This window comes from uncultured Psychroserpens sp. (assembly GCF_947494225.1).
Classification (GTDB): domain Bacteria; phylum Bacteroidota; class Bacteroidia; order Flavobacteriales; family Flavobacteriaceae; genus Psychroserpens.
The window spans coordinates 205,163-230,650 of the sequence record NZ_CANLUG010000007.1 but is presented as its reverse complement, the minus strand read 5'-3'; the positions used below and the strand labels follow the sequence as shown (position 1 = coordinate 230,650).

The following is a 25,488-nucleotide window of genomic DNA, read 5'->3' as shown; positions in this document are numbered from 1 at the left end:
TTGCAACGTAAAATAATTACCACCGCAGATGGCTCGAAAACCATTCAAATAGAAGATTGGAATGAGCAGTACCATTCTGTTCATGGTGCGATACAGGAAGCAAATCATGTGTATATTAAACATGGTTTGCTTTTTTTATATTCTAAAAATAAATCATTTCCTAAAACCAATATTTCAGTATTAGAAATTGGTTTTGGTACTGGTTTAAATGCACTGTTAACATTGCTTAAGGCGAATGAATTAAAACAAAGTATTAATTATGTTGGTATTGAAGCCTATCCAGTGACGTTGGATGAATTGAAACAACTTAATTATGCTTCAGAATTACAAACCGATAAGCATAACTTTGAAATCTTACATAACTGTTCATGGGAATCTCCACATAGAATTTCGGAAGTATTTACTTTGACAAAACAGCAAATGTTCTTTAAAGATATTTCAGAAGAAAACGCATTTGATGTGATTTATTTCGATGCCTTTGGAGCCCGTGTACAACCAGAACTTTGGACAGAGTCCATTTTTAAACTTATGTATCGCGCTTTAAAACCTAATGGCGTACTAACTACATATGCTGCTATTGGTCATGTAAGACGAACAATGGAGTCATTGGGATTTGAGGTAGAAAAACTTCAAGGACCACCTGGTAAGCGACATATGCTCAGAGCAGTGAAACGTTAAACCCTTACTAAAATAGCTGGGCATGGTTCTGGATTTCTGTAAATTTGCTTAGCTATGAGAAAGGTCTTAATTACAGGAGCAACAGGTTTAATTGGTAGGGAAATTGTTAAAGTTTGCCACGACCAAAATCTTGTCGTTCATTATTTAACAACCTCCAAAACTAAACTTAGCACACAAGAAAACTATAAAGGATTCTATTGGAATCCTGTTAAAAATGAAATTGATGAACGTTGTTTTGATGGGATTGATGTCATAATTAATTTAGCTGGAGCAACCATATCAAAACGATGGACAGATAGCTATAAGGCTGAAATTATTTCCAGTAGGATCATGGCGGCTAGATTACTAAAGCAGACCATTATAGAACATCAGTTTCCTGTTAAACACATTGTCTCAGCTAGTGCAATTGGAATATATCCTGATTCCATAACCAATTATTACGAAGAAGATGAATCAGATCTATCCAAATCGTTTTTAGGAGAAGTAGTTCAAAAATGGGAAACATCTTTAGATGAGTTTTCTGCCCTAGGAATTAGTGTGGCTAAGATTAGAATTGGTTTAGTTCTTTCTAAAAAAGGTGGAGCTTTGCCCGAAATTGCAAAACCAATACGTTTTGGTGCTGGAGCAGCTTTTGGTAGTGGCGACCAGTGGCAATCGTGGATTCATATTGAAGATCTCGCTCAATTATTTGTTTTCACCGTTACCAATAACTTAGAAGGTATTTATAACGCCGTAGCCCCAAACCCAGTATCAAACACAGAATTAACCAAGGCGGTCGCAAAAATATTGCACAAACCTTTGGTGCTACCAAATATTCCAAAGTTTGCGATGAAATTAGCCTTAGGTGATATGCATATACTCTTATTTGAAAGTCAGCGCGTTAGTGCTTCTAAAATTGAAAATGCAGGTTTCTTATTCACTTACCATCATCTAGAACCAGCTCTGTTGGAAATCTTTAGTTGAGGGTACAATTTTAGTTGAAAACGTTAAACCAGTCAGGATTTAAACGCAATCGGTTGTTTTATATATAAAATCAATACGTAGTTCTTCGTATATTTTTTTGAATCCTTATATTTATAAAAAATCCAACTCGTGAATAAAACAATACCTTTTTTCTTTCTTAAAAGGAGCTTTGCTTTTTTTATTTTAGTATGTACTGCATTGCTCAATGCTCAACAGTTTGAGCAGGCACAAGTTATTTCGGGATTAGGCAGCTTGGCTAATAATAATGGCGTTGCTGTAGCCGATTATGATAATGATCTCGACCTTGATATCTATGTTGTGACCCTTACCAAAGATATATTGGGAGATGAAACGACTATTTCTAAATTATTTAGAAATAATAACGATGGTACTTTTACAGATGTTACTGGTCAGGCTGGTTTAAGCAATCTATTATCTTTAGATGAAGATATTGAACCGTTTTTTGGTTTGAAAGGGTTTAAGCATGGGGCATCTTGGGGAGATTATAATAATGATGGTTATCCAGATTTACTACTTACGCATTCTGAACGATTACAACTTCTTATTAATCAGGAAGGCGATTTCACCGAGGTAACTGAAGGTGCGGGGTTGGATGCTGTTAGTGAATGTAGACATACAGGTGCAACCTGGTTTGATTATGATAATGACGGATTTTTAGATATTTATGTGAACGACTGGGATGCTTGTGGAACCAATTCATTATACCGAAATAACGGCAATGGTACATTTACCAATGTTACGGTTGAGACTAATATGGAAGATAATGGCGTTTACGCAAGTTATACAGCTGTTCCTTTTGATATTGATAAAGATGGCTGGATGGATTTGTATGTTTCTAATGATTTTAACGAGCCTAATAGCTTATTTATGAATCAAAATGGAACGACATTCGTTGAAGATGCTCAAAGTTACGGACTTGATAATACTATTGATGACATGGGAGTTGCTTTTGGAGATTTTAATCTCGATGGTGCTTTTGATGTGTTTATTACTGGAATAGATGAGAATAGTTTGTTGCAAAATGACGGAGCTAATAATTTTACAGATGTTACAGCTATTAATAATATTACAGGAACAGGATGGGCTTGGGGAACAAGATTTGCAGATTTTGATTTAGATGGTGATGAAGATTTAATTATTGTTAATGGTTACGAATTTGAAGAACGAACCACAGAGGCTAATGTCTATTATACAAATTTGGCTTCAGAAGGAATGTCTGGTTTTGAAGACGCTTCAGATAACGTCAATTTTAATGCCGCCACAGTTAGCGTGGAAGCTATCGATTTTGATTATGATAATGACGGTGATTTAGATATTTATGTTACTAATGCCGATCAGCAATCTATTTTATACGAAAACAAACTTCTTAGCTTTGATGAAGAAAGTTCCTTACATTGGTTTAAGGTCATGTTGCAAGGGACAGTATCCAACCGTGATGCCATTGGTACAATTCTAAAACTTACCACAAACTCTGGTATTTATAGCAGATATTATACAGGTGTTGGGTTTTTATCTCAAAGTTTACAAGCAGTTCATTTTGGCTTAGCAGAAGAGACTCAAATCGTAGAATTAGAAATTAAATGGCCATCTGGCCTGATAGAGGTTTTTCAAGACTTGGATGTAGATACTACAGTTAGAGTCATAGAAGGTGAAGGTTTAGAGGTTCTAGATATTGCTCCAAGTCAGAAAATTTATGGGTGTACAGATCCATTTTCCTGTACATATAATCCAGAAGCTACATTAGATGATGGTACTTGTACTTATTTGAGTCCAAACGCAATTTCAGGAAATACAACCGCTGGTTTTTTAGCAGAGGAGATTTATACATATCCTATAGAACCTAATTCTACGGCTAGTTGGACAGTTATTGGAGGAGAGCTTTTAGATGGACAGAATACTGACACAGTAATTGTAAAATGGAATCTAAATGAAACAGGAAGTTTAAGTGTTAGAGAGAATGATGGTAACTGTTTTAGTGAAGAACAACATTTAGAAGTTACGCTAAATGCAAATGATCTTCCTGAGGATGTTTCTATTGCTAGACTATGGAATGAAGTTTTACTAGAAGCAATTAGGAATGACTTTGCAAGACCAACTATTCATGCGCGTAATTTGTTTCACTCTAGCGTTGCCATGTATGATATATGGGCAATTTATGATGATGAAGCGCGACCATATCTTATAGGAAATACTGTAAATAACTTTACGACAGAATTGCTAGATTTTATTCCGTTAGAATCTATTGAAGAATCCCGTAAAAAGGCCATAAGTTATGCCATGTATCGTTTATTGAGTTATAGGTTTCAAAATGCACCAAATTCGTCACGACTACAGGAATTGTTTGATTTAGTTATGGAACAGTTGGGATATGAAACGACCTTTGCAGTGTCTACGCTTTATGAGTTTGGAAATGCAGCGGCTTTAGGAAATTATGTGGCGGAAGTGATAATTAACTACGGAAATGGAGATGGCTCTCAAGAGTTGAATTTTTTTAATAATCAGTACTATTTTTCAGTTAACCAGCCTTTGGCGCCAAATGTTCCAACAACAGAGTTCATGTTTGATCCAAATCGTTGGCAGCCTTTAAGTTTGAATACGTTTATAGATCAGAGTGGAAATTTAATAGAGGGTTCAACCGTCGAATTTTTAAGCCCGGAATGGGGAAATGTACACCCTTTTGCCATGCCTCAAGATGATAGTACAATTTTTCAGCGCGAGGGTGATTCTTATCGTGTTTATAATGATCCTAGTGATCCGCCATATCTTAATCTAACAACAAACGACGCATCTAGTGATGCTTATAAACTTGGGTTTTCTATGGTATCTATTTGGGGGGCTCACCTTGATCCAGGAGATGGCGTTCTTTGGGATATTTCTCCTGGTGCTATTGGAAACACTGATATTTCAACGTTTCCAACAAACTATGCTAATTATCCCAACTTTTACAATATTCTAGAAGGTGGTGATATAGGTACAGGCCATAATATAAATCCGGTAACTGGAGAGCCTTATGACCCACAATTGGTTCCAAGAGGTGATTACGCAAGAGTATTAGCAGAATTTTGGGCAGACGGACCAGATTCTGAGACACCGCCAGGACATTGGTTTACTATTTTAAATTATGTGAGCGAACATCCACTTCTTGAGAAAAAATTTGAAGGGGAAGGGGATGTGCTTTCCGATTTAGAATGGGATGTAAAAACCTATTTTATATTGGGAGGAGCTATGCATGATTCTGCTATTTCAGCTTGGAGTATAAAAGGATGGTATGATTATGTTAGGCCGATTTCAGCAATACGAAATATGGCGTTGCTTGGTCAAAGCTCGGACGAGACTCAGGATAATTATAATGTTGCTGGATTGCCATTGATGGAAGGCTATATTGAGGTGGTCGGACCATCAGATCCTTTGAGAGGAGAAGATAACGAGCATGTTGGTAAGATAAAGTTATTTACTTGGAAAGGACCAGATTTTATTGATGACGAAACGACAGATATAGCAGGAGTTGATTGGATTCTTGCCGAAAATTGGTGGCCTTATCAGCGTCCTACTTTTGTAACACCTCCTTTTGCAGGTTATGTATCTGGTCATTCTACGTATTCTAGAGCAGCTTCTGAAGTACTAACGAAGGTAACTGGAAGTCCATTTTTTCCAGGAGGACTTGGAGAATTTGTAGCGAGGCAAAATGATTTTTTAGTATTTGAACAAGGGCCTTCTGTTGATATAAAATTACAATGGGCCACTTATAGAGATGCGTCGGACCAAACGAGTTTGTCAAGAATTTGGGGAGGTATTCACCCTCCAGCCGATGACATCCCTGGACGATTAATTGGAGAGAAAGTTGGTAATGATGCTTTTGCTTTCGCCGTACCTTATTTTAGTGGAGAAGACGTAGTAATTGAACCTACCGAGCAAATTATATATCCTAACCCAGTAACAAATGGTGAGATTTTTATAACCAACACTGCGGTTGAGGATGTGATAACTATATTCGACATAAGAGGAAGACAAGTTAATATTCTTAAAACAGAATTTAACGAGTTTGGTAGTGTTACAAAACTTACGATTCCTAAAGGAACATCTGCGGGCTTATATTTTCTAAATATTAATGATGAGTCTAAAATGTTGATTATTAAGCGTTAATTTGGTTATGCAGCATACACTTAAAACGTATATTCCGGAGCAAGCTATTCCTAAAATCATTGCCCTTTTAGATCATGATAATTTAACTGTTAAAGTTAAATCAGAACGGAAAACAAAGCATGGTGACTATCAACGGTTACCTAACGGAAAGCATCAAATTTCTGTAAATTCTAACTTAAATTGTTATCGGTTTTTAATTACTTTAATTCATGAGATTGCTCATTTTGAAGCATATAAAACTTACGGAAAGTCTATAAAACCGCATGGAATAGAATGGAAACGAACATTTCAGCATTTAATGTTACCATTTTTAAACCCTGAGGTTTTTCCGCTAGACCTGTTACCTTTGCTAGCAAATCACTTTAAAAACCCAAAAGCAAGTAGCGATACAGATGTAAAAATGGCCTTAGCTTTAAAACAATTTGATGAACCTAACGATAAAACTTATATTTTTGAAGTACCTTTTGGAAGCACTTTTAAGTTATATAATGGCAGAGTGTTTAAAATGGGACATAAACGGGTTAAGCGGTTTGAAAGTGTTGAGTTAAACACAGGACGTACGTATTTGTTCAACCCTAATGCTGAGGTAGAATTATTAAAAGAAGTAAATGAATAAAAATTATTATGCCATTTTAATGGCTGGAGGAGTAGGTTCGAGATTTTGGCCAGTGAGTACACAAGGTTTTCCAAAGCAATTTCATGATATGTTAGGAACGGGAGATACCTTAATTCAAAAAACGTTTAATAGGCTGTCGAAGTTAATTCCGAAGGAGAATATATTCATTCTTACTAACGAACGTTACAATGATTTGGTACTTGAGCAGCTTCCTGAAGTAACGAAGCGCCAAGTGGTTTTAGAACCTGCAATGCGAAATACAGCACCTTGTATTTTATATGCAGCATTGAAGATTCAAAAAGAAAACGAAGATGCCGTAATGATTGTAGCACCAAGCGACCATTGGATTGAGGACGAGCAGGCATTTACTGAGAATGTAAAGGAGGCGTTTGATTTTTGTTCTCAAAACAATGCTTTGATGACTTTAGGTATTGAGCCAACATTTCCAAATACAGGTTATGGTTATATCGAATTCGATAAATCTAACGTTGCAAATATCAAGGCCGTTAATCAATTTAGAGAGAAGCCAAATTATGAAACGGCAAAAGCGTTCATTACTCAAGGAAATTTTCTTTGGAATGCAGGAATTTTTATGTGGAGCGTAAAAAGTGTTGTTGAAGCGTTTAAAAATAATCAGCCAACACTTTACGCGTTATTTGAATCGGGCTATGATGTTTATAATACCGATTTTGAAGATGATTTCGTACGAGATAATTATGGTAAGGCCGAAAATATTTCGGTAGATTATGCCATTATGGAGCATTCAAAAAACGTATTTGTTATACCAGCAACTTTTGATTGGAACGATCTAGGTACTTGGGGTAGTCTATACGATAAATTAGATAAAGATGAAAATGAAAATGCCGTGGTTAATGCCCAAACATTAACAGAGGATGCTTCGGGAAATATGATACGTACTAAAACCGACAAAGTGGTTGTAGTAGACGGATTGAAAGATTATATTATTGTAGATAAAGATGAAGTTTTGCTTATCTTTCCTAAGACTAAAGAACAAGATATTAAAAAAGTACTCCAAAAAGTTAAGGATAAATTTGGAGAACATTACGGATAATTATGAGTGACGAAAATAAATTTAATTTTTCTGAGGAAGATTCAAAAGCCAATAAAGAACAGGCCGTAGAAGAGTCTAAAGAAGCCGTTATAAAAGATGCCGAAGGACTATGGCAAAGCACTAAGCGATTTTTAAATGAGTTACTGGATTTTAGAGATGATACAGATCGTGATGCTACAATTGAAGCGATAAAGAATGATATTCCTTTTAAGGGAGCTACAGCATGGATTTTAGTATGTTCGATTATGGTGGCTTCGGTTGGATTGAATGCAGATTCTACAGCTGTAGTGATTGGAGCCATGTTAATTTCTCCGCTTATGGGACCTATTTTAGGAATAGGTTTTTCTATTGCAGTAAATGATATTGATACCTTAAAAAAGTCGCTTATAAATTTGGCAACGATGATCGTACTGAGTTTATTAACGGCCTATTTGTTTTTTAAATTTTTCCCCACTGCTGAAATTGAAACAAATGAGATTTTTGGTCGAACAAAACCAGATGTGAGAGATGTACTTATAGCCTTTTTTGGTGGAGCGGCTTTAATAATTGCACGAACCAAAAAAGGAACGATTGCCTCTGTGATTTTTGGTGTTGCAATTGCCACAGCCTTAATGCCGCCATTATGTACGGCAGGTTATGGTTTAGCACATAACTGGGACTTTTTCGTTGGGGCGATGTATTTATTTACAATTAACACCATCTTTATCGCATTAGCAACGTTTTTAGTGTTGAAAATTTTGCGTTTTCCGATGCTCAAATATGCCAATTCAAAAAAACGTAAACGTATTGCCCAATTAGCCTCTTTGGTTGCTTTACTAGTTATGGCCCCAGCTATTTGGACCTTTGTGAATTTTATAAAACAAAGCGGATTAGAAAGTGATTATAAGAAATTTTTAAAAGAAGAAGTGACTTCCAACAATGAACTTTGGTTGCAAAATCAAGATGATATGCCTGTTTGGAAGGATAAAGAAATTACACTTTATTTTAATGGAGAAGTTTCTGATCAAATGGTTAGAAATTTAGAAAATAAAATAAAAAACTATGATAAGATAAAGGACTTTAAATTAAACATTGAAGGAAATAAGAATAGAAGTTTTGATAAAATCGTTGATGCTTATGATAGGGCTATTGATGAGCTTGATGAGAAGAAAATCATTATCGATGGTCTTAATGAAAAAATCAAAAATTTGGAAGAGAGTATTACTAACTTAAATAGGCAAGTGGAGTCAAGCAACTCTCAGACGTCAGTATCATTTACCGATTTATCTAGAGATGCTAAGGTTCGATTTAATGATTTGGAGTATTTTGGATATTCTAAGATGTTAGAGTCTAAAGATTTTATCAATATTGATACAGTAACAATGGCCAATGTGAGATGGAAGGTTTCTCTAAATGATAGTTTAGTACTGGTTCAGGAAAAAGCGCTACAGGAGTGGTTGCAAAAAGAACTGAAAACGGATACTGTTGTGATTAAAAGAAACTAACCTAATCGTTTTCGTCTAAGTACATACGACGTACTTTTTTAAATAAATTGGACGAGTATACAAAATCTGTCACAACCTCATTGTCGGTCTTAAAAATAGTCTCTTTTGAGCCTTCCCATGCTTTAAGTCCGTCTTTTAAGAACACTATTTTTTCTCCAATTTCCATAACAGAGTTCATATCATGTGAGTTAATAACGGTTGTAATATTATACTCATCTGTAATTTCCTGAATAAGATTATCGATAACGATAGCAGTTTTTGGATCAAGACCAGAGTTAGGTTCGTCACAAAATAGATATTTTGGATTATTAACAATTGCTCTTGCAATAGCAACACGTTTTTGCATACCTCCAGAGGCCTCGCTTGGCATTTTGTGGTGTGCACCTTCTAGATTCACGCGTTTTAATACAAAATCTGCTCGATCCTCCATTTCACTTTTACTTTGTTTAGTAAACATACGTAGAGGAAACATAACATTTTCTTGAATGGTCATGGAATCAAAAAGTGCACTACCTTGAAACACCATACCCATTTTTGCTCTTAAATTTCGTTTTTCATCATCAGAAAGTTCCGAATATATTTTTTCGTCATAGGCTATGCTTCCTTGTTCCGGAGAGAATAAACCTAATAAGCATTTTAAAAATACGGTTTTACCAGATCCACTTTGTCCAATGACTAAACTTGTCTTTCCTTTTTCAAAAGTTGCTGAAATACCTTTTAATATATGAGCATCACCAAACGATTTCTGTATGTTTTTAACTTCTATCATCAGCTTAAGAGTAATTGGGTTAGTACATAATTCAACAGAATAATAACAACACTAGTCCATACAAATGAAGTTGTACTAGCCTTACCAACTTCTAAAGCACCACCTTTCATATAATAGCCATAAAATGATGGAATTGTTGCTAAAATGAAAGCAAATACAAATGTTTTAATAAAAGCGTAGATAATATGAAATGGAATAAAGTCTGTTTGAACTCCTAAAACGAAATCTTCTAATGTTCCAAATCCGCCATAAACCGCAGCTACCAGTCCTCCTAAAACACCTAAAAACATTGCAATAGAAATGACAAAAGGATATAACATTAAAGCGATAAACTTTGGAAATACTAAATAATTTAAAGAATTAATTCCCATAACCTCCAAGGCATCAATTTGTTCCGTAACCCGCATTGTACCAATGCTTGATGTAATAAAAGAGCCTACTTTACCAGCCATAATTATAGAAATGAATGTGGGAGCAAACTCTAGAATTACCGATTGTCTTGTGGCAAATCCAACCAAATACTTCGGAATTAAAGGGTTACTAATATTTAAAGCTGTTTGAATCGTAACTACGCCTCCTACGAAAAACGAAATAAAAGCCACAATTCCTAAAGAGCCAATGATTAAATCATCAATATCTTTTAAGATAAGTGTACGCATAACCGACCATTTTGTGGGTTTGCGAAACATTTCGGCAATCATTAAAAAATAAGCGCCAATATTGTGAAGGTATTGCATAGTGAAATTTGTTACCGCTAAAGTAAAAAATTACATAGACTTATTTAACCTTAAGTTTAAAAGATGATAAACTAAAATCTGTATTTTTGAAGTTCAAAACTCTATGACCATGATAAAACGCATTTTTCTTTTGTTTTTCGGATTACTTTTTATGATGTCCTGTGCAGCTCAAATGCCGAAGGAAGATTCTAATGATAGTAACGAAACCCAAGATGTTATTGACAATAATAGTAGACCTAAATTGGTTGTAGGTATTGTCGTTGATCAAATGAGATATGACTATCTAACACGATTTTATGATAAGTTTGGACAGGGCGGATTTAAACGTATGATTAATGAAGGATTTAACTGCAAGAATAATCATTTTAATTATATACCAACATATACAGGGCCAGGTCATGCTTCAGTCCATACAGGAACAACCCCTAAGTACCATGGTGTTATTAGCAACTATTGGTATGATAAAGAATTAAAGACATCTGTTTATTGTGCAGGAGATGATAATGTGGCACCAGTGGGAACAACAAATAATGCAGGTAAAATGTCTCCTCATAGAATGCAAACGACAACATTTGCAGACGAAAATAGATTATTTAGTCAGATGAGAGGAAAGACCATAGGTGTATCGTTAAAAGATAGAGGTGCAATTTTACCAGCAGGTCATACTGCTAATGCCGCATATTGGTTTCACGGAAAAGATGAAGGTGCTTGGATTACGAGTACATTTTATATGAATGCTTTGCCGCAATGGGTAACAGATTTTAATACATCTAATAAAGCCGAATCTTATTTTAAAGAATGGAATACTTTATATGATATATCGACATATGTTGAAAGCGGAAGCGATGAAAACACCTTCGAAAGAGGATTTAAAGGAAAAGATAAAGCCGTGTTTCCATATGATTTGGCTGCATTAAAAGTGGATAATAGTGGCTTCGATATTTTAAAAGAAACCCCCTACGGAAATAGTCTAACAACAGACTTCGCCATAGCAGCTATTGAAGGAGAGGGGTTAGGTAAAGATCAATTTACAGATGTATTAGCACTAAGTTTTTCAAGTACCGATTATGTTGGTCATAACTTTGGTGTAAATTCTAAAGAGGTAGAGGATACCTATATTAGATTAGATAAGGATTTAGAACGATTATTTAATTATTTAGACACACAAGTTGGTGCTGGGGAGTATACCGTTTTTTTAACTGCTGATCATGGAGCTGTAAACGTACCTTCATATTTAAGTTCGGTTAATATTCCTGCTGGTTACGTTAGCAATAGTGACAGAAAAGAAAAATTCCAAGCCTTTTTAAAAGCGACTTATGGAACTGCAGATATTTTAGAGAATATTAGTAACAATCAAATTTTTCTCAATAGAGCTAAAATAATGGAACTAGGTTTAGATTTGAGCGATGTACAACAGGCTATTGTTAATGAACAAATAACATACGATAATGTAGCTAAAGCATATTCGGCAACAACAATGAATGCTGCTAATTTTACAGAAGGGATTGAATCTTTGTTACAAAATGGATATAATCAAAAGCGCTCTGGCGATGTTATTGTTGTTAATGATGTAGCCTTTATTTCATACAGCAGAACAGGGTCTACTCATGGAAGCGGATTAAATTATGATACGCATGTGCCTTTGTTGTTCTTCGGAAAAGGAATTAAGCAAGGAAGTACTTACCAGAAAACAATAATTCCAGATATTGCGCCTACGCTATCAGCTCTTTTGGGAATTAGCTTTCCAAATGCCGCTACTGGTCAACCACTTGAATTCGTTATTGATTAAAAATGATAAAATAAAAAAGCCTTAAATATTGATGTATTTAAGGCTTTTTGTTTAGCAACTGAGAAAATTATTCAACAATGATTTTCTTAAGTTTGACACCATCTTTAGTGTCAAATTTTATGACATACATGCCTGGTGCTAAGTTTTTTAAACGTAATGTATTAGTCGACGGATTCGTTTTCGATTTAGAATTTCCGCGTAAATCTAAAACCTCTATAGAATTTATGTCGTTAAGATCAATACCTTCAAATTTAATATCAGACTTTGAATTTGTTGGATTAGGGTAAACCTTAATTCCATCTTCCGAATGATCTCTTTGCTGTCCAATGGAATCACAAGGATCAGTAATAAGTGGATTTAACGTTACATAACATTCAGCTCCAGTTACATTATCTACATATTTAACTTCCATTGGTACATAGAATCCAGATGGCCAGTTTGTTGTTTGAGTAGAAATATTCACATAAAATTGAGATGGGAATAGAAGATTTTGGGCACCAACAGCCAAGTTTCCAAAAACACCACCAGCAGCCTGTTGTCCATTTAGATAGGCGTCATTCCAGCGCACATAACCAGAAGCTGGATTTGAAAATGGATTTGTGAGTAATACTTCACTATTTATTAGTGTTGGGTAAGTTGCAGAATTTGGTCCGTTATTGACATTACACCAAATGTCATCAACTGAGGCTTCGCAACCTTCAACAGTTATATCTTCACATGCATCTCCTATACCATCATTATCGCTATCTGTTTGACTAGGATTGTAGTCATCTGGGCAATTGTCGCATTCATTTGGTATATTATCACCATCATCATCTTGTAGTGTAAATGTTGTACAAACAGTTTCTTGACAAGGCGTTCTAGACCCATTTGGGACAGAAAGTGTTAGACATACTTGATATGTTCCTCCAGCATAATTACTATAGTCGAATGACGTACTAAAGATATTATTGCCAGAACCAAATGCTAATATTTCGGTTTGATTGTTGGATAAATTCTTTACTGTAAATTGATAGTTAAGTGTATTACCAGAATCTTCTTTTACATGCCAACTAAATGTGCAGTTGAATAAACTAGGATTATTTAAGGGTTGATGAATATCAATTAAGTTGCAATCATCTATCGGTCTAATTCCTTTTTGACCGTAACTCAGGTTTAAACTTAAAAGTAAAACCAATACTGAGAATGACAGTTTTGTAATAGTTTTCATTATTTTCATTATTTTATGATACTTACTCTTACGCTTTTCAGTTTCCGCGACCCACAATTATGTGTTTGTAGATAGACACAGGATATAATGCATTGATATCTTAAACAAAATCTTGTTAAACAGTTGTTACTATTAGAAACCTATTTTTTTTAGGCTTAACCTAGCGCATATCACTATGAATGAATATGACATTGAAGTGTCATTTAATAATCAACTTTTCAATTGAAATTGTTTGTTAAGAGTTCTTGGCTTATTTGCTTTGTTACCCTCTTGAAGTATTTTTAACATTTGGGAAGCATGTTGTAGAATAGAGAAGTGAGGGCAGGAGTTTTTAACGACTTTAAAGTGAAAGAAGTATTTATTATTAAAGGGAAAGCTTTCGCTTTCCCAATAATAGAGATCAGAAAAAAATTAATAGAACCAAAATTGATCTCCAATTCCAGTACAAGCCACTAAGTAAGCGTTAATTGTACATTTACCTTTATAACTAATACGTGCGCTAGAGTGACTAACAATACTAGCACTGGCAGTACCTGTCCCAACCCATAATTGTATTGGTGTCATACCTCCATTAATTTCTTTTTTGCTCTTTCTTGTTTAGTGTTTTTTGCACCTTTTAAGCGTTTTAAATATTTCATAATTAAAAGTTTAAATTAAAATGTGCTATGGTTCATTAGAGACGTGCATAGCTCTCGTCTGTTCTTCGCGAGAATGTTATTGTTATTTAAATACGTTCTTTAGCTGATAAAAGAAGCGTTCTATTAATCTCAAATCTTCTGTTATTATTTCTGCCGAACCACGCATTTCATATCGGAAAGGAATCTCTTTTTTATACGAGGTTATTAGTTTGTCTGGAAGCGATACGGTGATAAGGTAAAATCCATTTTCATCTGGTAAAAGAGATATGGATTTGATATGACCTTGGATTGTTCCAAATTCTGTGTCGGGATAATTTTCCAGTTTAATGTTTACTGTTTGTCCAGTTTTAATTTTACCAGAGTTTTGTGCTGGTGTTTTTAGTTTTGCGATATAAGCAGAATTTTCTTCTGGAATAATTGTAAATAATAAATCGCCCTGATTAACACGTTGATTAGTAACCCATAATTTTGAAAAAGCAACTTTTCCATCCATATCTGATACCACGGCATATTTCATTTCCCAACTAATTAAAGCCCTTTTAAGCTGGTTAAAAGATTGGATAACGTTTTTTAGGAGACCTATGTCTTCCTTGGTTTGATTTATTGTGGTGTTAATGGTATTGGTGTTTGCATTTCCAATAGCCTCACGGATTTGAGATATAGAAGCATCCATATTGGCGTAATTACGCTCGGATTGCAGATATACCAGTTCTTTAGATTCAATTTCTTGTTTTGAAATCACACCTTTATTAAAGAGTTTTTGATGTCTTTCTAATTCTTTTTTCTGAAAATCTAGTTCCTGCTTCTGAATTGTTTTTTGATTTTTAAGTGTGTTAAGTCGGGCGTATAGTTGTGCCTTTGAAATCCTATTTCCGTTTTGTTCATTAGAGAAAGGTTGAAGTTCTTTATTGAGCTGATATTGTAAATAGCTGTTTTCGAAAAGCGCATATTCAGAATCAATTTCACCTAAAAATAGAATTGGAAGTTCTTCCAAAGGAAAAGAGAATTTTTTGTCATTGAGTTTTATAGTATCTATAGTAGATTTAAGACGTTTTATATGATTATAGTTAGCTGGATTTTCAATAAGTGCTAAGATATCACCTTTGTTTACCATTTGATTGTCTTTTACAAACAGCGAGTCTAATCTACCTGATAGCCGTACATATTTTTTTTGAGGAGGAAGTTTTGTGGTTACAGCAGCTTCAGAGGTAATAATATCTGGGTATTTAACAAACCACGATATAAATAGCAACATTATTATGAGTGCCAAAAGAACCATGTTACCATAGCGTATCATCCAATGAGGTACAGATTCAAGTACATCTTGAACTTCTTCACTTCGTAATTCTATATCTGTTGTATTGATTGGCATAATTATTTTCCTAATTCGAGTTGATTTTTAACGAGATTATAATAGTTTCCTTTTTGTTTTATTAAAGATTCATGATTACCTATTTCTACAACCTTTCCATTGTCTAGAACAACAATTTGATGTGCGTTTTTTACTGTACTTAATCTGTGTGCTATTACAATGGCAGTTTTATTTGCAAAAAATGTATTTAGTTTTTCCATAATGACTTTTTCATTATTGGCATCCAAAGCTGATGTGGCTTCATCAAAAAATAAAAATTTAGGATTTTTATATACAGAACGAGCAATTAAAAGGCGTTGCTTTTGACCAGTACTTAACCCAGAGCCTTCAGCACCAATTTTTGTGTTTAACCCTAACGGTAAGCCATTAATGAAGTCGGAAATGTTGGCAACATCTATAGCATGTATCAGTTTATCTTTATCTATATGGTCGTGACCAACAGCTATGTTATTGGCAATAGTGTCATTAAAAATGTAACCTTCTTGCATGACAACACCGCAATGGTCTCTCCAAACTTTTTGTGAAATATTATTTAGATTAAAATTATTGATTTGAATATCTCCTTTATCGACATGATAAAACCGCAGTAACAACTTCATTAAAGTCGTTTTTCCGCTACCACTAACACCAACAATGGCGGTTGTTTTATTTGCTGGAATCGTAAGAGAAAGGTCTTTTATAACAGGTTCTAAACCACCCGTATATCGAAAAGTAACATTATTGAGAATGATGGATGCATTTTCTGGGATATCGGTTATTTTATCATCATTAATATGTTCTTCATCTTCTTTATTATGAATTTCTCCCAGACGTTCAAGAGATATTTTGGCGTCCTGAATGTCTCTCATAAAACTTATTAATTGAGTAATAGGAGCATTTAATTGACCTACGATATAAGTAATGGCGAGCATCATACCTAAAGTGATTTCACCATCTATAACTAATTTTGCAGACAAAATGGTGATGAACATATTTTTTAGTTCATTGATAAAATTAGACCCAACACTTTGTGTTTGTTCCAGTGCTAAATTTTTTGTTGCAATTTTAAATAATCTAACTTGTGTAAATTCCCAATTCCAGCGCATGCGTTTTTCGGCATTGTGCAATTTGATTTCTTGCATACCATTGATAAGTTCAATAACCTTACTTTGCTCTTGACCAAGTTGTGAAAAGCGTTTGTAGTCTAATTTTTTTCGTTTTTTGAAGAAGAAAAGAACCCAACCTATATAGAGTAGGCTACCTAAAAGAAAAACTCCAAAGATTTGAAGGCTATAAAAACCTAAAACAAAGCTGAAAACAATAAGATTGAAAAATGAAAATAACATCGATAATGATGAGGTCGTTAATACACGTTCAATTCTACTGTGATCGTTAATACGCTGAAGGAGGTCTCCAGTCATCTTTACATCAAAAAATGAAATAGGTAATTTCATTAATTTGATAAAGAAATCTGAGATTAGTGAAATATTAATTCGAGTACTGAGATGAAGAAGAATCCAACTTCTTATAATTTCAAGTGCCGCTTTTCCAATAAATAAAAACAGTTGAGCAACTAATATGAGGTATATGAAATTAAGATCTTGATTTTTGATACCAACATCAACAATGCTTTGGGTTAAAAAAGGTAAAATAAGTTGTAGCAGACTACCAGCTAAGAGTCCAATGATGAGTTGGATAATAAATTTTTTGTATTTAAATAAATATTTTGAAATGAAACCAAAGCCAAAACTGTTTTCATCTTTATCAAACTCTTCTTCGTAAAATAGGGGTGTGGGTTCTAATAATAAGGCGATACCCTCTTCTGTGTTTTCGTTGGCGTTATTGCCAATCCAATGCTTTATAAAGTCTTCTTTGGTATATGTAATTAGACCATGACCGGGATCTGAAATGTATACAATATCTTTCTTTATTTTATAGATAACCACATAGTGGTTCTTATTCCAATGTAAAATGCAAGGTAAAGGAACTTCGTTTAGTTTGTCGTATGAAATTTTCACACCTATAGAATGAAACCCTATGCTTTCTACGGCATCACTTAAACCAAGTAAACTGCTACCTTCTCTTGTAGTTTCACTTAGTTTTCGTAGTTGCTCTGCATTAATGACTTTGCCGTAGTGTTTAGCAATAATCTTGATACAGGTTGGTCCGCAATCTTTGGATTCTATTTGTTTATATGAAGGGAATTTTCTCAATGCTTTATGCTAAAAAAGGTTCTAATAAGTCTGAATTTTTTTAAATAGTAGCCGATTCATAATTGAATCGACTACTAAAGTTTATTTGTTTTGTTGACCGTGATGATTTGGACAACTACAAGTGCAAACATAGAACCAAGGCCCTCCTTCACAAGTAAATGTGCCTCCACCACTTTCGCAATCAGCCTTGGCATCTCCACCATTAATAGATTGTAGTTGTTCTCTACTAAGTGCTTTAGCACCTTTTAAATTTTTTAACTTTTTCATTTTGTTTAAATTTTGATATTTATATTTTTTTAGAAACTAGCCCTTAATTAAAAGAGCTAGTTACTTTGTTAAATTCTATGATTAGTAACAAACGTAGCAAACGCCGTTATACCAAATGAATCCTCCAGTTCCAATAATACACCAGTGAGAAGATACTGGTGCTCCACCTGTGTCACCACATGGTCTGTTGACTGGTACGGGTGTTGGCATTCCTCCATTGATAGATTGTTGTTCCTTTTTATCAAGTGCTTTAGCACCTTTTATATTTTTTAATTTTTTCATTTTATATGAATTTTAAATATTTAAATCTGTGAACATTTAAAGACGCTCACAGCTTGCGTCCTACTGAATAATGCAACTCTTCTGCTTTATAAGCAGTAGTTAACCCAGTGCAAGCACATATTGTTAGGTAGCCAATAACCACCTATAGCCTGACATTGCGCTTGAGTTTGTGGTACAGGACATGGTCCTGCTCCTTTAACAGTTTGGAGCTCTTGCTTACTTAGCATTTTTGCTCCTTTCAAATTTTTCATTTTGTTTAAATTTTAATATTTGTATTTAAAAAATCTGAAAAAGTGTTACAGTAAGTAGTAACCACCATTTCCATCACACATGCCATCATTAGAGCCAGGGCAACCGGCATGAAGATCACACCTGTGACCATAGGCTCCATTTGGGCATACTTGACTACAAACGTTTCCTGCTTTTTGTAAGCCACCACCATTAATTGATTGTTGCTGTGTTTTACTCAGTGCTTTTGCACCTTTCATGTTTTGCAAATTTTTCATAATTAAAAAGTTTTAATAAATTATATTTGCTGTGAACATTTAGAGACACTCACAGTGTGTGTCTATTCTTCGCGAGAGAATATTGTTCAACGCTCAAAGCCCTTATTTATAAGGGCTTTGTTGTTTATGTTGTTAGTTGTAAATCTGCATGCTCAATACAACAGTTTTCATGCAATTCTTCAATAAATAAAATAAGATCGTCTCTACTGTAATCGTTAGGGTAGCTCTTACCATTTATTAAAATTGCTGGTGTGAAATTGATTTGGTTGTCTACACACCACTTATATTGTTTTTCTAGTATAGCACTATAGTACTCAGCGTTGCTACATGCACCGAATTCTTTTAACCACGAGATTTCATTTGGATTATTATAAATACTATTCATGGCAATCATGCAAGATTCTAGACCGTTAACATGATATAGCTCCAATAATCTTATAACCACTTTTGTACTTTTATGATCCTGTTCACTCGGGTTAGCATTAAACCTAATTTGGAGCATAACATTCTTGCCATATTTTCTGTAAATGTTTTCAATTGAAGCATGAACAGATTTACAGTAGCCACAAAAAGGATTAGTGACGATAATTATTTCGAGTTTAGCTTCAGGGTTGCCCATTATTATGCCTGAAAAATCATGAGTTATTGTCGTATTAATTGGTTTTGATTTCTCCAGTAGCGTATTAAAAAGGGTGAAATTTCTTTTAAACTTATGAAAGTCAACCTTTGTTCTATTTAAGGCTTTTAATTCGTTAAGTTTTGGTGATATAATGTTATATATTATAAGAGTTATTATGAAGTTGAAAGCTCCTAAGACCACAGGGATTTTTAAACTAGAATCGATCGCTACGCTTGTACTATCAACAAATATAAAAACAGATAGTATCCATAAGATACCAACAATGCTCAAACACAGAAAACACCATGTTTTTAAGACAAAAGACTGATAATAAATGGAATAGATGGTAATAGGAAGAGTTGCCACACTTATAAGGTAAGGCACTGTTAATGTTTGGTTCAATAAAATAAGACTAAACGTGGTTAATGAAAGTCCGATAAAATAAATAATACTGAGGTCACTTAATTTATAGTTCTTTGACAGAAAAGCACCTTTAGATGTTAAGACGGCATTACAATTTTTGGTTTCAGATTCATTAGAGCAAAATGCCTGTCCTAAAACTGTCTCTTGTCCGTGTTCTTGTTTTTTTATGGCAATACTTAATACCAGTCCAACTAAACTTATTACTAAAAAAGAAAGCGTTAGAATAGGAGGCTTTATCATAAAGAATATGCCTATAACCGTGATGATGCTTAATACAATTAAGATTTGATTAAACATTAAATTTGCTTGGGTGTCTTCAACTATAAATTCAGATTTTTCAACACCAACAATAATTCCTGTAAATAACTGTAAAAAATCTTTTATTGATACCGTTATTTTTTGCTTTGAAGATTTGATAAGTTGATAATGGAGACCCTCATTAACGGCAATTACGAACTCGAGCCCATCGTTTGTATTAATTTGAGCTAAAAACGTTTTAGGTAGTTGTGCTAATGTTTCTTCTGTTTTAGGAATATCGAGAGCAATATTATCAATATTAAAATGATCTAAAACTCCAGTAATAGCATGTAAACTTGGATATGATGGATGGCTTTCAATTTGAAAATAAAGCTCTTTCTTGTCAATAGAAATAGCATGACGTTTTAGTAATTCTTGAGTTAAAAATGCTAGGCTATTTTGCATAAAAAATAGAAGTTGTTTGTGTAATGTTTCAACAACTTAAATTCTGTTACCCAAAAAATTATTTTTTTAACTTAAAATATAAAAACACTAAAAGTAGAAGTGTTAAAATGACACCAATAATTAGTAACAAATGCTTAGAATTTCCTTCTAGAGAAGGCACTGCTTCTGAATCTCCAATGAGTACAAAAGATGCCCAATAGTAGGGGGAAGCATCACTAAGCTCATGAGAATTAATATAATCTAACTTTGATAAACGCAGAGCCTCAGATTTGGTTTTTCCTTGTTTTAGGTTTTTATAAAAACCAATCATAATTTCTGAACTGGATTTATCATTCACATTCCAAAGCGATGATAACACTGAGTTTGAACCAGTGTTGAAAAAACCTCGAGCTAAACTCATAACGCCTTCGCCTTTATTCAAAGTGCCTAGTGACGTTTGACAAGCACTTAATACAACTAAATCTGCAGAGTTCTCACTAAGGTAAAGTTCATTTAATGATATTTTTTTATCTGAATAAGCAATCCAAGGATTTAAACTGTCATTTGCGTTGGCATGCGATGCTAAATGAATAATGCTATGGTTGTTTATGTTATCAAAGAAGTTTTTTGAAGAGGCACTGTCATTAATATAAATGTTTGAAGAAAACAACTTCGAAATGTTTTCTATTTCCTCTTTGCTTTTTGGTAAACTCACCAAATTCTGTGTGAAATTAATTGGTGCCAATCCAAAAAACTGTGTGTCATTAATACGTTGTCTTTTGCTGTTTTCGGTTAAAAAAGAAATAGAATATGCATAAGTAATATCATTACTTTGAATGAGGTAGTTGTTATTATCCAGGGTTTTTAGGGCTTCAAAAGGTATGTTTTGAAGATAGTAATCTGGAATTATAATTAGTTTTTTTCCTTCAATACTGGCATGAATTGATTTAGGAAATAACTTAATATACATAGCCTTGGATACTTCATTGTATAGGTCGATATTGCCTTGATTAACAAAAGGTGTTTCCAATAGTTTACGATATTGAGTGGCATCTTTTAGTAATTCTGAAACCTTATCAATTTCAAAAAAAGTACTTGAGTCTTTTGTAATAAGTAAGCCATAACCATGTTGGTCATTCAAAATATAATTTAGATATACTGTATCAGCATCACTAAGGGTTTTTTGAGCCTCGTTTAATGTTAAAATTTTTGCAGGTTGTTGACCTATATAAAACTGTTTGTAATCTGTATTAATTGAATCTAGAAAACGCTCATATAAGGCTTTTGACTGGAGCATTTGTAATCGTAAAGTGTCTCTTCGATCTGCACTTTTTTCCTTTGCGAAGTCCTCGGTAAAAGCAACTATATTACGTTTTAAGCGAAGTTCTTCTTGTTGAATATCTAACGGAATATTGGCTTTTTCTTTAAGTTGCTGAAGCGTTATATCTTCCAAAAGAAGTAACGACTTGTTTTTTTCCATAAAGTAAAACGCTTCCTCTGGTTTATTTAATAAAAAACAAACCTTAGTTGCATTAGTATAAATATCAGAAGCTATGGTTCTCCAAAACAACTTCGTTTTTTGTTCATTACTATTAAAGCGAATTAAATCAACCCAATCATCTGCTTGTTTAAAATCACGTAGCGCATTAGAAAGATAGTCATGAGTTTCGGGTTTTGAAGGATCATAAAATTTCAACCATGCTTGCCCTTGCATTATGAGCGTAGTTAATAGACCTGATTTGTATGTACATAGAGATAGGGTTTCATTATTTAATTGTGCGCTATCTATGTTAGGGATAAGCGTTTCAAATGACTTTTGAAGATTCTCAAAAACACGTTGCTCATCATTTAAAAGCAAAAAATGCCGAGTTCTATTTCTATAAATAATGGCTGTAGTTTCTGTATTTGGTTGGTAGGACAAAGCATTATCTAAATAAGTTATAGCATTCGGGTCTTCATTTTGAATTAATAAAAAGCCTAAATCGTTATTTATGGAAGCAATATCTCTGGTGTTTTTAGAGGCAATAGCAATAGCTAATGCTTTATCATAATATGTTTTGACCTTTTCGTAATTGTGCTTTCCGCTTTCATTGTAAATGTTGCCTAAATGATTGTATAAAAAGAAAGATGTTTTAGCTTTTAATTTTGATACATCTATGGTGTTATTTACGATAGCTTTTTCAGCTTCTTCCAATAGATCAATACCGCGTTCGTAGCTTTTGGGCGTTGCAATAAGTTTATATATAATACTGGCATCTATTGACCTCGAAATTTTTGGATCGACTAAGGTGTCTTTTTTTGCGTAGGCAATTGAAGCCTCGTAATATTCGGCAGACTTGTACAAATCACCAGAAAGCCTAGAGAGTTCACCCAGTCTTAAATAGGCATCTGAAACTTGGTTCAAAGATTTTACTTTTTCAGTAATCGATTGATACGTAGCTAACGCATCTGGAATGTTATTTTGATACTTATAAAAATAGGCTAGATTATGCATTAAACTGCCTAAGCGACTGTCATTATAGGATGAATCTTTTGTTGTAGAATTTATGGCCTTATGACTAATACTTATGGCTTTATCTATTTGCTTCGGCTTTTGAGAATATAACCATCTGGCATAATGATAAGCATCGTTGAATAGCGCTTTGTAATTTTGTTTATCCTCATAAGATTGAAACAAACTATCTAGTTTTTGTTCAGTGTCTTTAGAAGGAAGATTTAGATTTTTTATGCTAGTGTAGCTTTCAGAAGCATCTTGAGCAGCACTGGAGAAGTGAATAAAAAAGGAAAAGAGAATTACAAGTATATATTGAATATATGAAGTGATTGTTCTCTTTCCCATTTTGTTTATTTAAGATTTAGAATTAAAGGTACAATCTCCTGTATAATCTTCTGGATTTTTTAGAACAGATTCTCCTTCAGTTGTTGAATTATTGTTGGTTTCCAAAGATGGACCACCAGCGGCGTTATACTCATCTTCAAGTACAATCCACTTTTCTACATTATCACAACTACTTCTAAGAACACGACAAATTGTGAAAAGCCTAGACATTTCATCAAAATAATCGTCTTTAATTTCCTGTTGTTGTTCAGGAGCAATAGTCAAAATTTGCCCATTAGGTAACACATGGTAAGGAAAGCCATACTCCACAATAACCTCAATGGTATCATCTACTAAACAATTGCCTCCGCCTCTCAATAAAACGGTGTCTGAAACTTCGGTGTTATTGGGGTCCTCGTTAATATTATCGCTTGTACATGCACATACAAGTAGTAAGATTAATACAGAACTAACACTCTTCATTAAATTAATTTTTTTCATAATAAAATATTTTTGATTCTTAGTATAGTTTCTAGAAAGAATATTTTGTTACCCAATCAAAGATAAAAGTTTATTTGAACTAGATTGAAAATATTAATTCCAATTTGATGATGCGATGAATAATAGTCAAATTATTATATTTTATTTATGCAGGAATGTATTGATTTAAAATAACTGAAATTGGAGTAGATTAAGTTTTGCGTCATTCAGGTAAGTATAAAAAGCGCTAACGGATAAATCTATATATTTGTGACTTTAAGAAACACTGAAATAACGTAGTATTCTATGAAAGACCCAAACTATTACTTAGAAGGGCTAATCCATAATGAAGAGCATATTGTTCAAGAAATTTATCAAAAATCCTTTAATAAAGTGCTCGTTTTTATTGGTAAAAATAATGGTCAACGCGCAGATGCCGACGATATATTTCAAAAAGCTTTGATGCAAATTATAGTAAGAGCTAAAACACGACCTTTTCAAATTACATCATCTTTTGAGGCATTTTTGTTCGTGTCATGTAGAAATCTATGGAGACGAGAATTAAATAAGAAAAGAAAAGAGGTAACAAATTATTCTATTGAAGAACAAGTTAGTGAAGAAAGAGATATTGCGTTGAGTGTTCTTGAACAGGAGCGATGGGAATTTTTTCAGGAAAAGCTTAAACTGATATCAGAAAATTGCCAAAATATATTAAAGAGCTATTTTAAAAAAATACCTTATAAAGATATTGCTCAAAATTTTGGTTATAACTCTGAAAACGTTGCGAGACAACGCGTTTTTAAATGTAAAAACAAACTGGTACAGTTAATTAAAACTGATGGTAAATACATGCAATTGAAATTATTATGAATCTATCTGAAAAGGACATAAACCGTGCTGAAGATTATCTTAGAGGCTTACTCACAAAAGAGCAAAATATAGCTTTTGAGCGTGAAATGGAGCTGAATTCAGAATTGAAATCTTATATAGAGTTGAGTAAACAACTGGATGCTAATTTAGGTGAAACAGACTGGCAATTTAATAGTAATGAAGATTCTGCAGACCTAAAGGCCATGATAGATTTTATCAAAAGTAAAGAAGGCCAGCAATCTAGAGATCTTATAGAAAAAGTTGGCAAATCTAATCAGAAGTTATCTGTAGCACCTAAGAAGAATTATTATTTTTATGCTATAGCCGCTTCGTTGGTTATTCTATTAGCAGTGTCATGGTTTGTTGATTTTGGTACCTCTAATGACGAATTGTATAGCAGTTATTCAGACTATTCAAATTTGCCTTCGTTCGTAAGTCGAGGCGAAGAAGATAAGGACGGTTTATTTAAGGCTGAGACCTTTTTTGAAAACAAACAATATGAAGAAGCATCGGAAATATTTACATCGTACTTGAAAGCGTCAAAAGACAATGGTGCAGTTTATATTTACCAAGGTCTATCTCAAATTGAATTAGAACAATATGATGCTGCCGAGCAAACATTTAATACACTTATAAAAAGCGACCTCCTTGATGCACCAAAAGGGTATTGGTATAGTGCCCTGTTATGTTTAAAACAAGATAAGATTAATGAGGCCAAAGCCCTTCTTACTGAGATTGTTGAAAAATCATACTATAATCATATTAAGGCGGAAGCACTGTTAAGTGATTTGAAGTAAAAAATTAAATACTGTTGTAAGAAAGTTAATAATCAAGAGGTTGGTAAACAACCTCTTGATT

The 25,488-nt window shown here is 33.7% G+C and carries 22 protein-coding genes; 9 read left to right on the top strand and 13 right to left on the bottom strand.

What is annotated here, in order from left to right; translation table 11 throughout:
* The 6 genes from mnmD to Q0893_RS16035 all read left to right on the top strand — a co-directional run bounded on the left by mnmD (nucleotide 1) and on the right by Q0893_RS16035 (nucleotide 8,977).
* A complete protein-coding gene (gene mnmD / locus Q0893_RS16060) occupies nucleotides 1–678 on the top strand; it encodes a tRNA (5-methylaminomethyl-2-thiouridine)(34)-methyltransferase MnmD (RefSeq protein ID WP_298903717.1) in 678 nt (225 codons plus the stop codon).
* A 54-nt stretch (nucleotides 679–732) separates the two neighbouring features.
* Nucleotides 733–1,641 carry a TIGR01777 family oxidoreductase gene (locus tag Q0893_RS16055; RefSeq protein ID WP_299277546.1) on the top strand — a complete coding sequence of 303 codons (909 nt, stop codon included), beginning with the start codon at nucleotides 733–735 and terminating at the stop codon, nucleotides 1,639–1,641.
* Between the two features lie 129 nt (nucleotides 1,642–1,770).
* Complete coding sequence (locus Q0893_RS16050; protein ID WP_298903715.1) at nucleotides 1,771–5,805, top strand: FG-GAP-like repeat-containing protein; 4,035 nt, start codon at nucleotides 1,771–1,773, stop codon at nucleotides 5,803–5,805.
* Between the two features lie 7 nt (nucleotides 5,806–5,812).
* On the top strand, nucleotides 5,813–6,421 hold the full coding sequence (locus Q0893_RS16045; protein ID WP_299277542.1) for a SprT-like domain-containing protein: 609 nt from the start codon (nucleotides 5,813–5,815) through the stop codon (nucleotides 6,419–6,421).
* The gene (locus Q0893_RS16040; protein ID WP_299277539.1) at nucleotides 6,414–7,493 is read left to right on the top strand and encodes a mannose-1-phosphate guanylyltransferase; all 1,080 of its coding nucleotides are present in this window, start codon (nucleotides 6,414–6,416) and stop codon (nucleotides 7,491–7,493) included. The genes Q0893_RS16045 and Q0893_RS16040 overlap by 8 nt, the downstream gene beginning before the upstream one ends.
* Nucleotides 7,494–7,495: 2 nt before the next feature.
* Entirely contained in the window at nucleotides 7,496–8,977 is a 1,482-nt protein-coding gene (locus Q0893_RS16035) for a DUF389 domain-containing protein (RefSeq protein ID WP_298903712.1), read from the top strand.
* Nucleotide 8,978: 1 nt separating this feature from the next.
* On the opposite strand, the gene Q0893_RS16030 is transcribed toward Q0893_RS16035, so the two are convergent.
* Nucleotides 8,979–9,746 (bottom strand): ABC transporter ATP-binding protein, encoded by a 768-nt coding sequence (locus Q0893_RS16030; RefSeq protein WP_298903711.1) that lies wholly within the window; start codon nucleotides 9,744–9,746, stop codon nucleotides 8,979–8,981.
* Nucleotides 9,746–10,483: an ABC transporter permease gene (locus Q0893_RS16025; RefSeq protein ID WP_298903710.1), complete on the bottom strand. Its 738-nt coding sequence runs from the start codon at nucleotides 10,481–10,483 to the stop codon at nucleotides 9,746–9,748. The genes Q0893_RS16030 and Q0893_RS16025 overlap by 1 nt, the downstream gene beginning before the upstream one ends.
* 109 nt (nucleotides 10,484–10,592) lie before the next feature.
* On the opposite strand from Q0893_RS16025, the gene pafA reads away from it, so the two are divergent.
* Entirely contained in the window at nucleotides 10,593–12,272 is a 1,680-nt protein-coding gene (pafA, locus tag Q0893_RS16020; RefSeq protein ID WP_299277534.1) for an alkaline phosphatase PafA, read from the top strand.
* A gap of 67 nt (nucleotides 12,273–12,339) precedes the next feature.
* Here pafA and Q0893_RS19600 read toward each other — a convergent pair whose 3' ends face one another.
* From Q0893_RS19600 to Q0893_RS15965, 11 genes are all read right to left on the bottom strand, one after another.
* The gene (locus Q0893_RS19600) at nucleotides 12,340–13,482 is read right to left on the bottom strand and encodes a T9SS type A sorting domain-containing protein (protein WP_367180679.1); all 1,143 of its coding nucleotides are present in this window, start codon (nucleotides 13,480–13,482) and stop codon (nucleotides 12,340–12,342) included.
* 411 nt (nucleotides 13,483–13,893) lie between these two features.
* A complete protein-coding gene (locus Q0893_RS16010; RefSeq protein WP_299277531.1) occupies nucleotides 13,894–14,046 on the bottom strand; it encodes a hypothetical protein in 153 nt (50 codons plus the stop codon).
* A 156-nt stretch (nucleotides 14,047–14,202) separates the two neighbouring features.
* Nucleotides 14,203–15,492 (bottom strand): HlyD family efflux transporter periplasmic adaptor subunit, encoded by a 1,290-nt coding sequence (locus tag Q0893_RS16005; RefSeq protein ID WP_298903706.1) that lies wholly within the window; start codon nucleotides 15,490–15,492, stop codon nucleotides 14,203–14,205.
* Between the two features lie 2 nt (nucleotides 15,493–15,494).
* On the bottom strand, nucleotides 15,495–17,684 hold the full coding sequence (locus tag Q0893_RS16000) for a peptidase domain-containing ABC transporter (protein ID WP_299277527.1): 2,190 nt from the start codon (nucleotides 17,682–17,684) through the stop codon (nucleotides 15,495–15,497).
* Nucleotides 17,685–17,765: 81 nt separating this feature from the next.
* Nucleotides 17,766–17,951, bottom strand: a complete 186-nt coding sequence (locus Q0893_RS15995; protein ID WP_298903704.1) for a hypothetical protein — start codon at nucleotides 17,949–17,951, stop codon at nucleotides 17,766–17,768.
* Between the two features lie 81 nt (nucleotides 17,952–18,032).
* On the bottom strand, nucleotides 18,033–18,233 hold the full coding sequence (locus tag Q0893_RS15990) for a hypothetical protein (RefSeq protein WP_298903703.1): 201 nt from the start codon (nucleotides 18,231–18,233) through the stop codon (nucleotides 18,033–18,035).
* Between the two features lie 86 nt (nucleotides 18,234–18,319).
* Nucleotides 18,320–18,484, bottom strand: a complete 165-nt coding sequence (locus Q0893_RS15985; RefSeq protein ID WP_299277522.1) for a hypothetical protein — start codon at nucleotides 18,482–18,484, stop codon at nucleotides 18,320–18,322.
* A 45-nt stretch (nucleotides 18,485–18,529) separates the two neighbouring features.
* Nucleotides 18,530–18,739 carry a hypothetical protein gene (locus Q0893_RS15980; RefSeq protein WP_298903701.1) on the bottom strand — a complete coding sequence of 70 codons (210 nt, stop codon included), beginning with the start codon at nucleotides 18,737–18,739 and terminating at the stop codon, nucleotides 18,530–18,532.
* A gap of 124 nt (nucleotides 18,740–18,863) precedes the next feature.
* The gene (locus tag Q0893_RS15975; RefSeq protein WP_299277519.1) at nucleotides 18,864–20,483 is read right to left on the bottom strand and encodes a thioredoxin domain-containing protein; all 1,620 of its coding nucleotides are present in this window, start codon (nucleotides 20,481–20,483) and stop codon (nucleotides 18,864–18,866) included.
* Nucleotides 20,484–20,541: 58 nt separating this feature from the next.
* Nucleotides 20,542–23,301: a CHAT domain-containing protein gene (locus Q0893_RS15970; RefSeq protein ID WP_299277516.1), complete on the bottom strand. Its 2,760-nt coding sequence runs from the start codon at nucleotides 23,299–23,301 to the stop codon at nucleotides 20,542–20,544.
* A gap of 9 nt (nucleotides 23,302–23,310) precedes the next feature.
* Nucleotides 23,311–23,781 carry a hypothetical protein gene (locus Q0893_RS15965; protein WP_298903698.1) on the bottom strand — a complete coding sequence of 157 codons (471 nt, stop codon included), beginning with the start codon at nucleotides 23,779–23,781 and terminating at the stop codon, nucleotides 23,311–23,313.
* A gap of 285 nt (nucleotides 23,782–24,066) precedes the next feature.
* Here Q0893_RS15965 and Q0893_RS15960 point away from each other — a divergent pair, with 285 nt between their 5' ends.
* Both Q0893_RS15960 and Q0893_RS15955 read left to right on the top strand, forming a co-directional pair.
* Entirely contained in the window at nucleotides 24,067–24,630 is a 564-nt protein-coding gene (locus tag Q0893_RS15960) for a sigma-70 family RNA polymerase sigma factor (RefSeq protein ID WP_298903697.1), read from the top strand.
* Nucleotides 24,627–25,427, top strand: coding sequence for a tetratricopeptide repeat protein (locus Q0893_RS15955; protein ID WP_298903696.1), 801 nt, complete (start codon nucleotides 24,627–24,629; stop codon nucleotides 25,425–25,427). The genes Q0893_RS15960 and Q0893_RS15955 overlap by 4 nt, the downstream gene beginning before the upstream one ends.
* Nucleotides 25,428–25,488: the final 61 nt, after the last annotated feature.

What these genes read in the sequence shown, in the direction of transcription:
- Q0893_RS15955 (WP_298903696.1), top strand. Translation starts at nt 24,627, where the DNA reads ATGAATCTATCTGAAAAGGACATAAACCGTGCTGAAGATTATCTTAGA.
- Q0893_RS16025 (WP_298903710.1), bottom strand. Translation starts at nt 10,483, where the DNA reads ATGCAATACCTTCACAATATTGGCGCTTATTTTTTAATGATTGCCGAA.
- Q0893_RS15970 (WP_299277516.1), bottom strand. Translation starts at nt 23,301, where the DNA reads ATGGGAAAGAGAACAATCACTTCATATATTCAATATATACTTGTAATT.
- Q0893_RS15990 (WP_298903703.1), bottom strand. Translation starts at nt 18,233, where the DNA reads ATGAAAAAATTAAAAAATATAAAAGGTGCTAAAGCACTTGATAAAAAG.
- Q0893_RS16005 (WP_298903706.1), bottom strand. Translation starts at nt 15,492, where the DNA reads ATGCCAATCAATACAACAGATATAGAATTACGAAGTGAAGAAGTTCAA.
- Q0893_RS16030 (WP_298903711.1), bottom strand. Translation starts at nt 9,746, where the DNA reads ATGATAGAAGTTAAAAACATACAGAAATCGTTTGGTGATGCTCATATA.
- Q0893_RS15975 (WP_299277519.1), bottom strand. Translation starts at nt 20,483, where the DNA reads ATGCAAAATAGCCTAGCATTTTTAACTCAAGAATTACTAAAACGTCAT.
- Q0893_RS16010 (WP_299277531.1), bottom strand. Translation starts at nt 14,046, where the DNA reads ATGACACCAATACAATTATGGGTTGGGACAGGTACTGCCAGTGCTAGT.
- Q0893_RS15985 (WP_299277522.1), bottom strand. Translation starts at nt 18,484, where the DNA reads ATGAAAAATTTGAAAGGAGCAAAAATGCTAAGTAAGCAAGAGCTCCAA.
- Q0893_RS16045 (WP_299277542.1), top strand. Translation starts at nt 5,813, where the DNA reads ATGCAGCATACACTTAAAACGTATATTCCGGAGCAAGCTATTCCTAAA.
- Q0893_RS15965 (WP_298903698.1), bottom strand. Translation starts at nt 23,781, where the DNA reads ATGAAAAAAATTAATTTAATGAAGAGTGTTAGTTCTGTATTAATCTTA.
- Q0893_RS15980 (WP_298903701.1), bottom strand. Translation starts at nt 18,739, where the DNA reads ATGAAAAATTTGCAAAACATGAAAGGTGCAAAAGCACTGAGTAAAACA.
- pafA (WP_299277534.1), top strand. Translation starts at nt 10,593, where the DNA reads ATGATAAAACGCATTTTTCTTTTGTTTTTCGGATTACTTTTTATGATG.
- Q0893_RS19600 (WP_367180679.1), bottom strand. Translation starts at nt 13,482, where the DNA reads ATGAAAACTATTACAAAACTGTCATTCTCAGTATTGGTTTTACTTTTA.
- Q0893_RS15960 (WP_298903697.1), top strand. Translation starts at nt 24,067, where the DNA reads ATGAAAGACCCAAACTATTACTTAGAAGGGCTAATCCATAATGAAGAG.
- Q0893_RS15995 (WP_298903704.1), bottom strand. Translation starts at nt 17,951, where the DNA reads ATGAAAAAGTTAAAAAATTTAAAAGGTGCTAAAGCACTTAGTAGAGAA.
- Q0893_RS16035 (WP_298903712.1), top strand. Translation starts at nt 7,496, where the DNA reads ATGAGTGACGAAAATAAATTTAATTTTTCTGAGGAAGATTCAAAAGCC.
- Q0893_RS16055 (WP_299277546.1), top strand. Translation starts at nt 733, where the DNA reads ATGAGAAAGGTCTTAATTACAGGAGCAACAGGTTTAATTGGTAGGGAA.
- Q0893_RS16040 (WP_299277539.1), top strand. Translation starts at nt 6,414, where the DNA reads ATGAATAAAAATTATTATGCCATTTTAATGGCTGGAGGAGTAGGTTCG.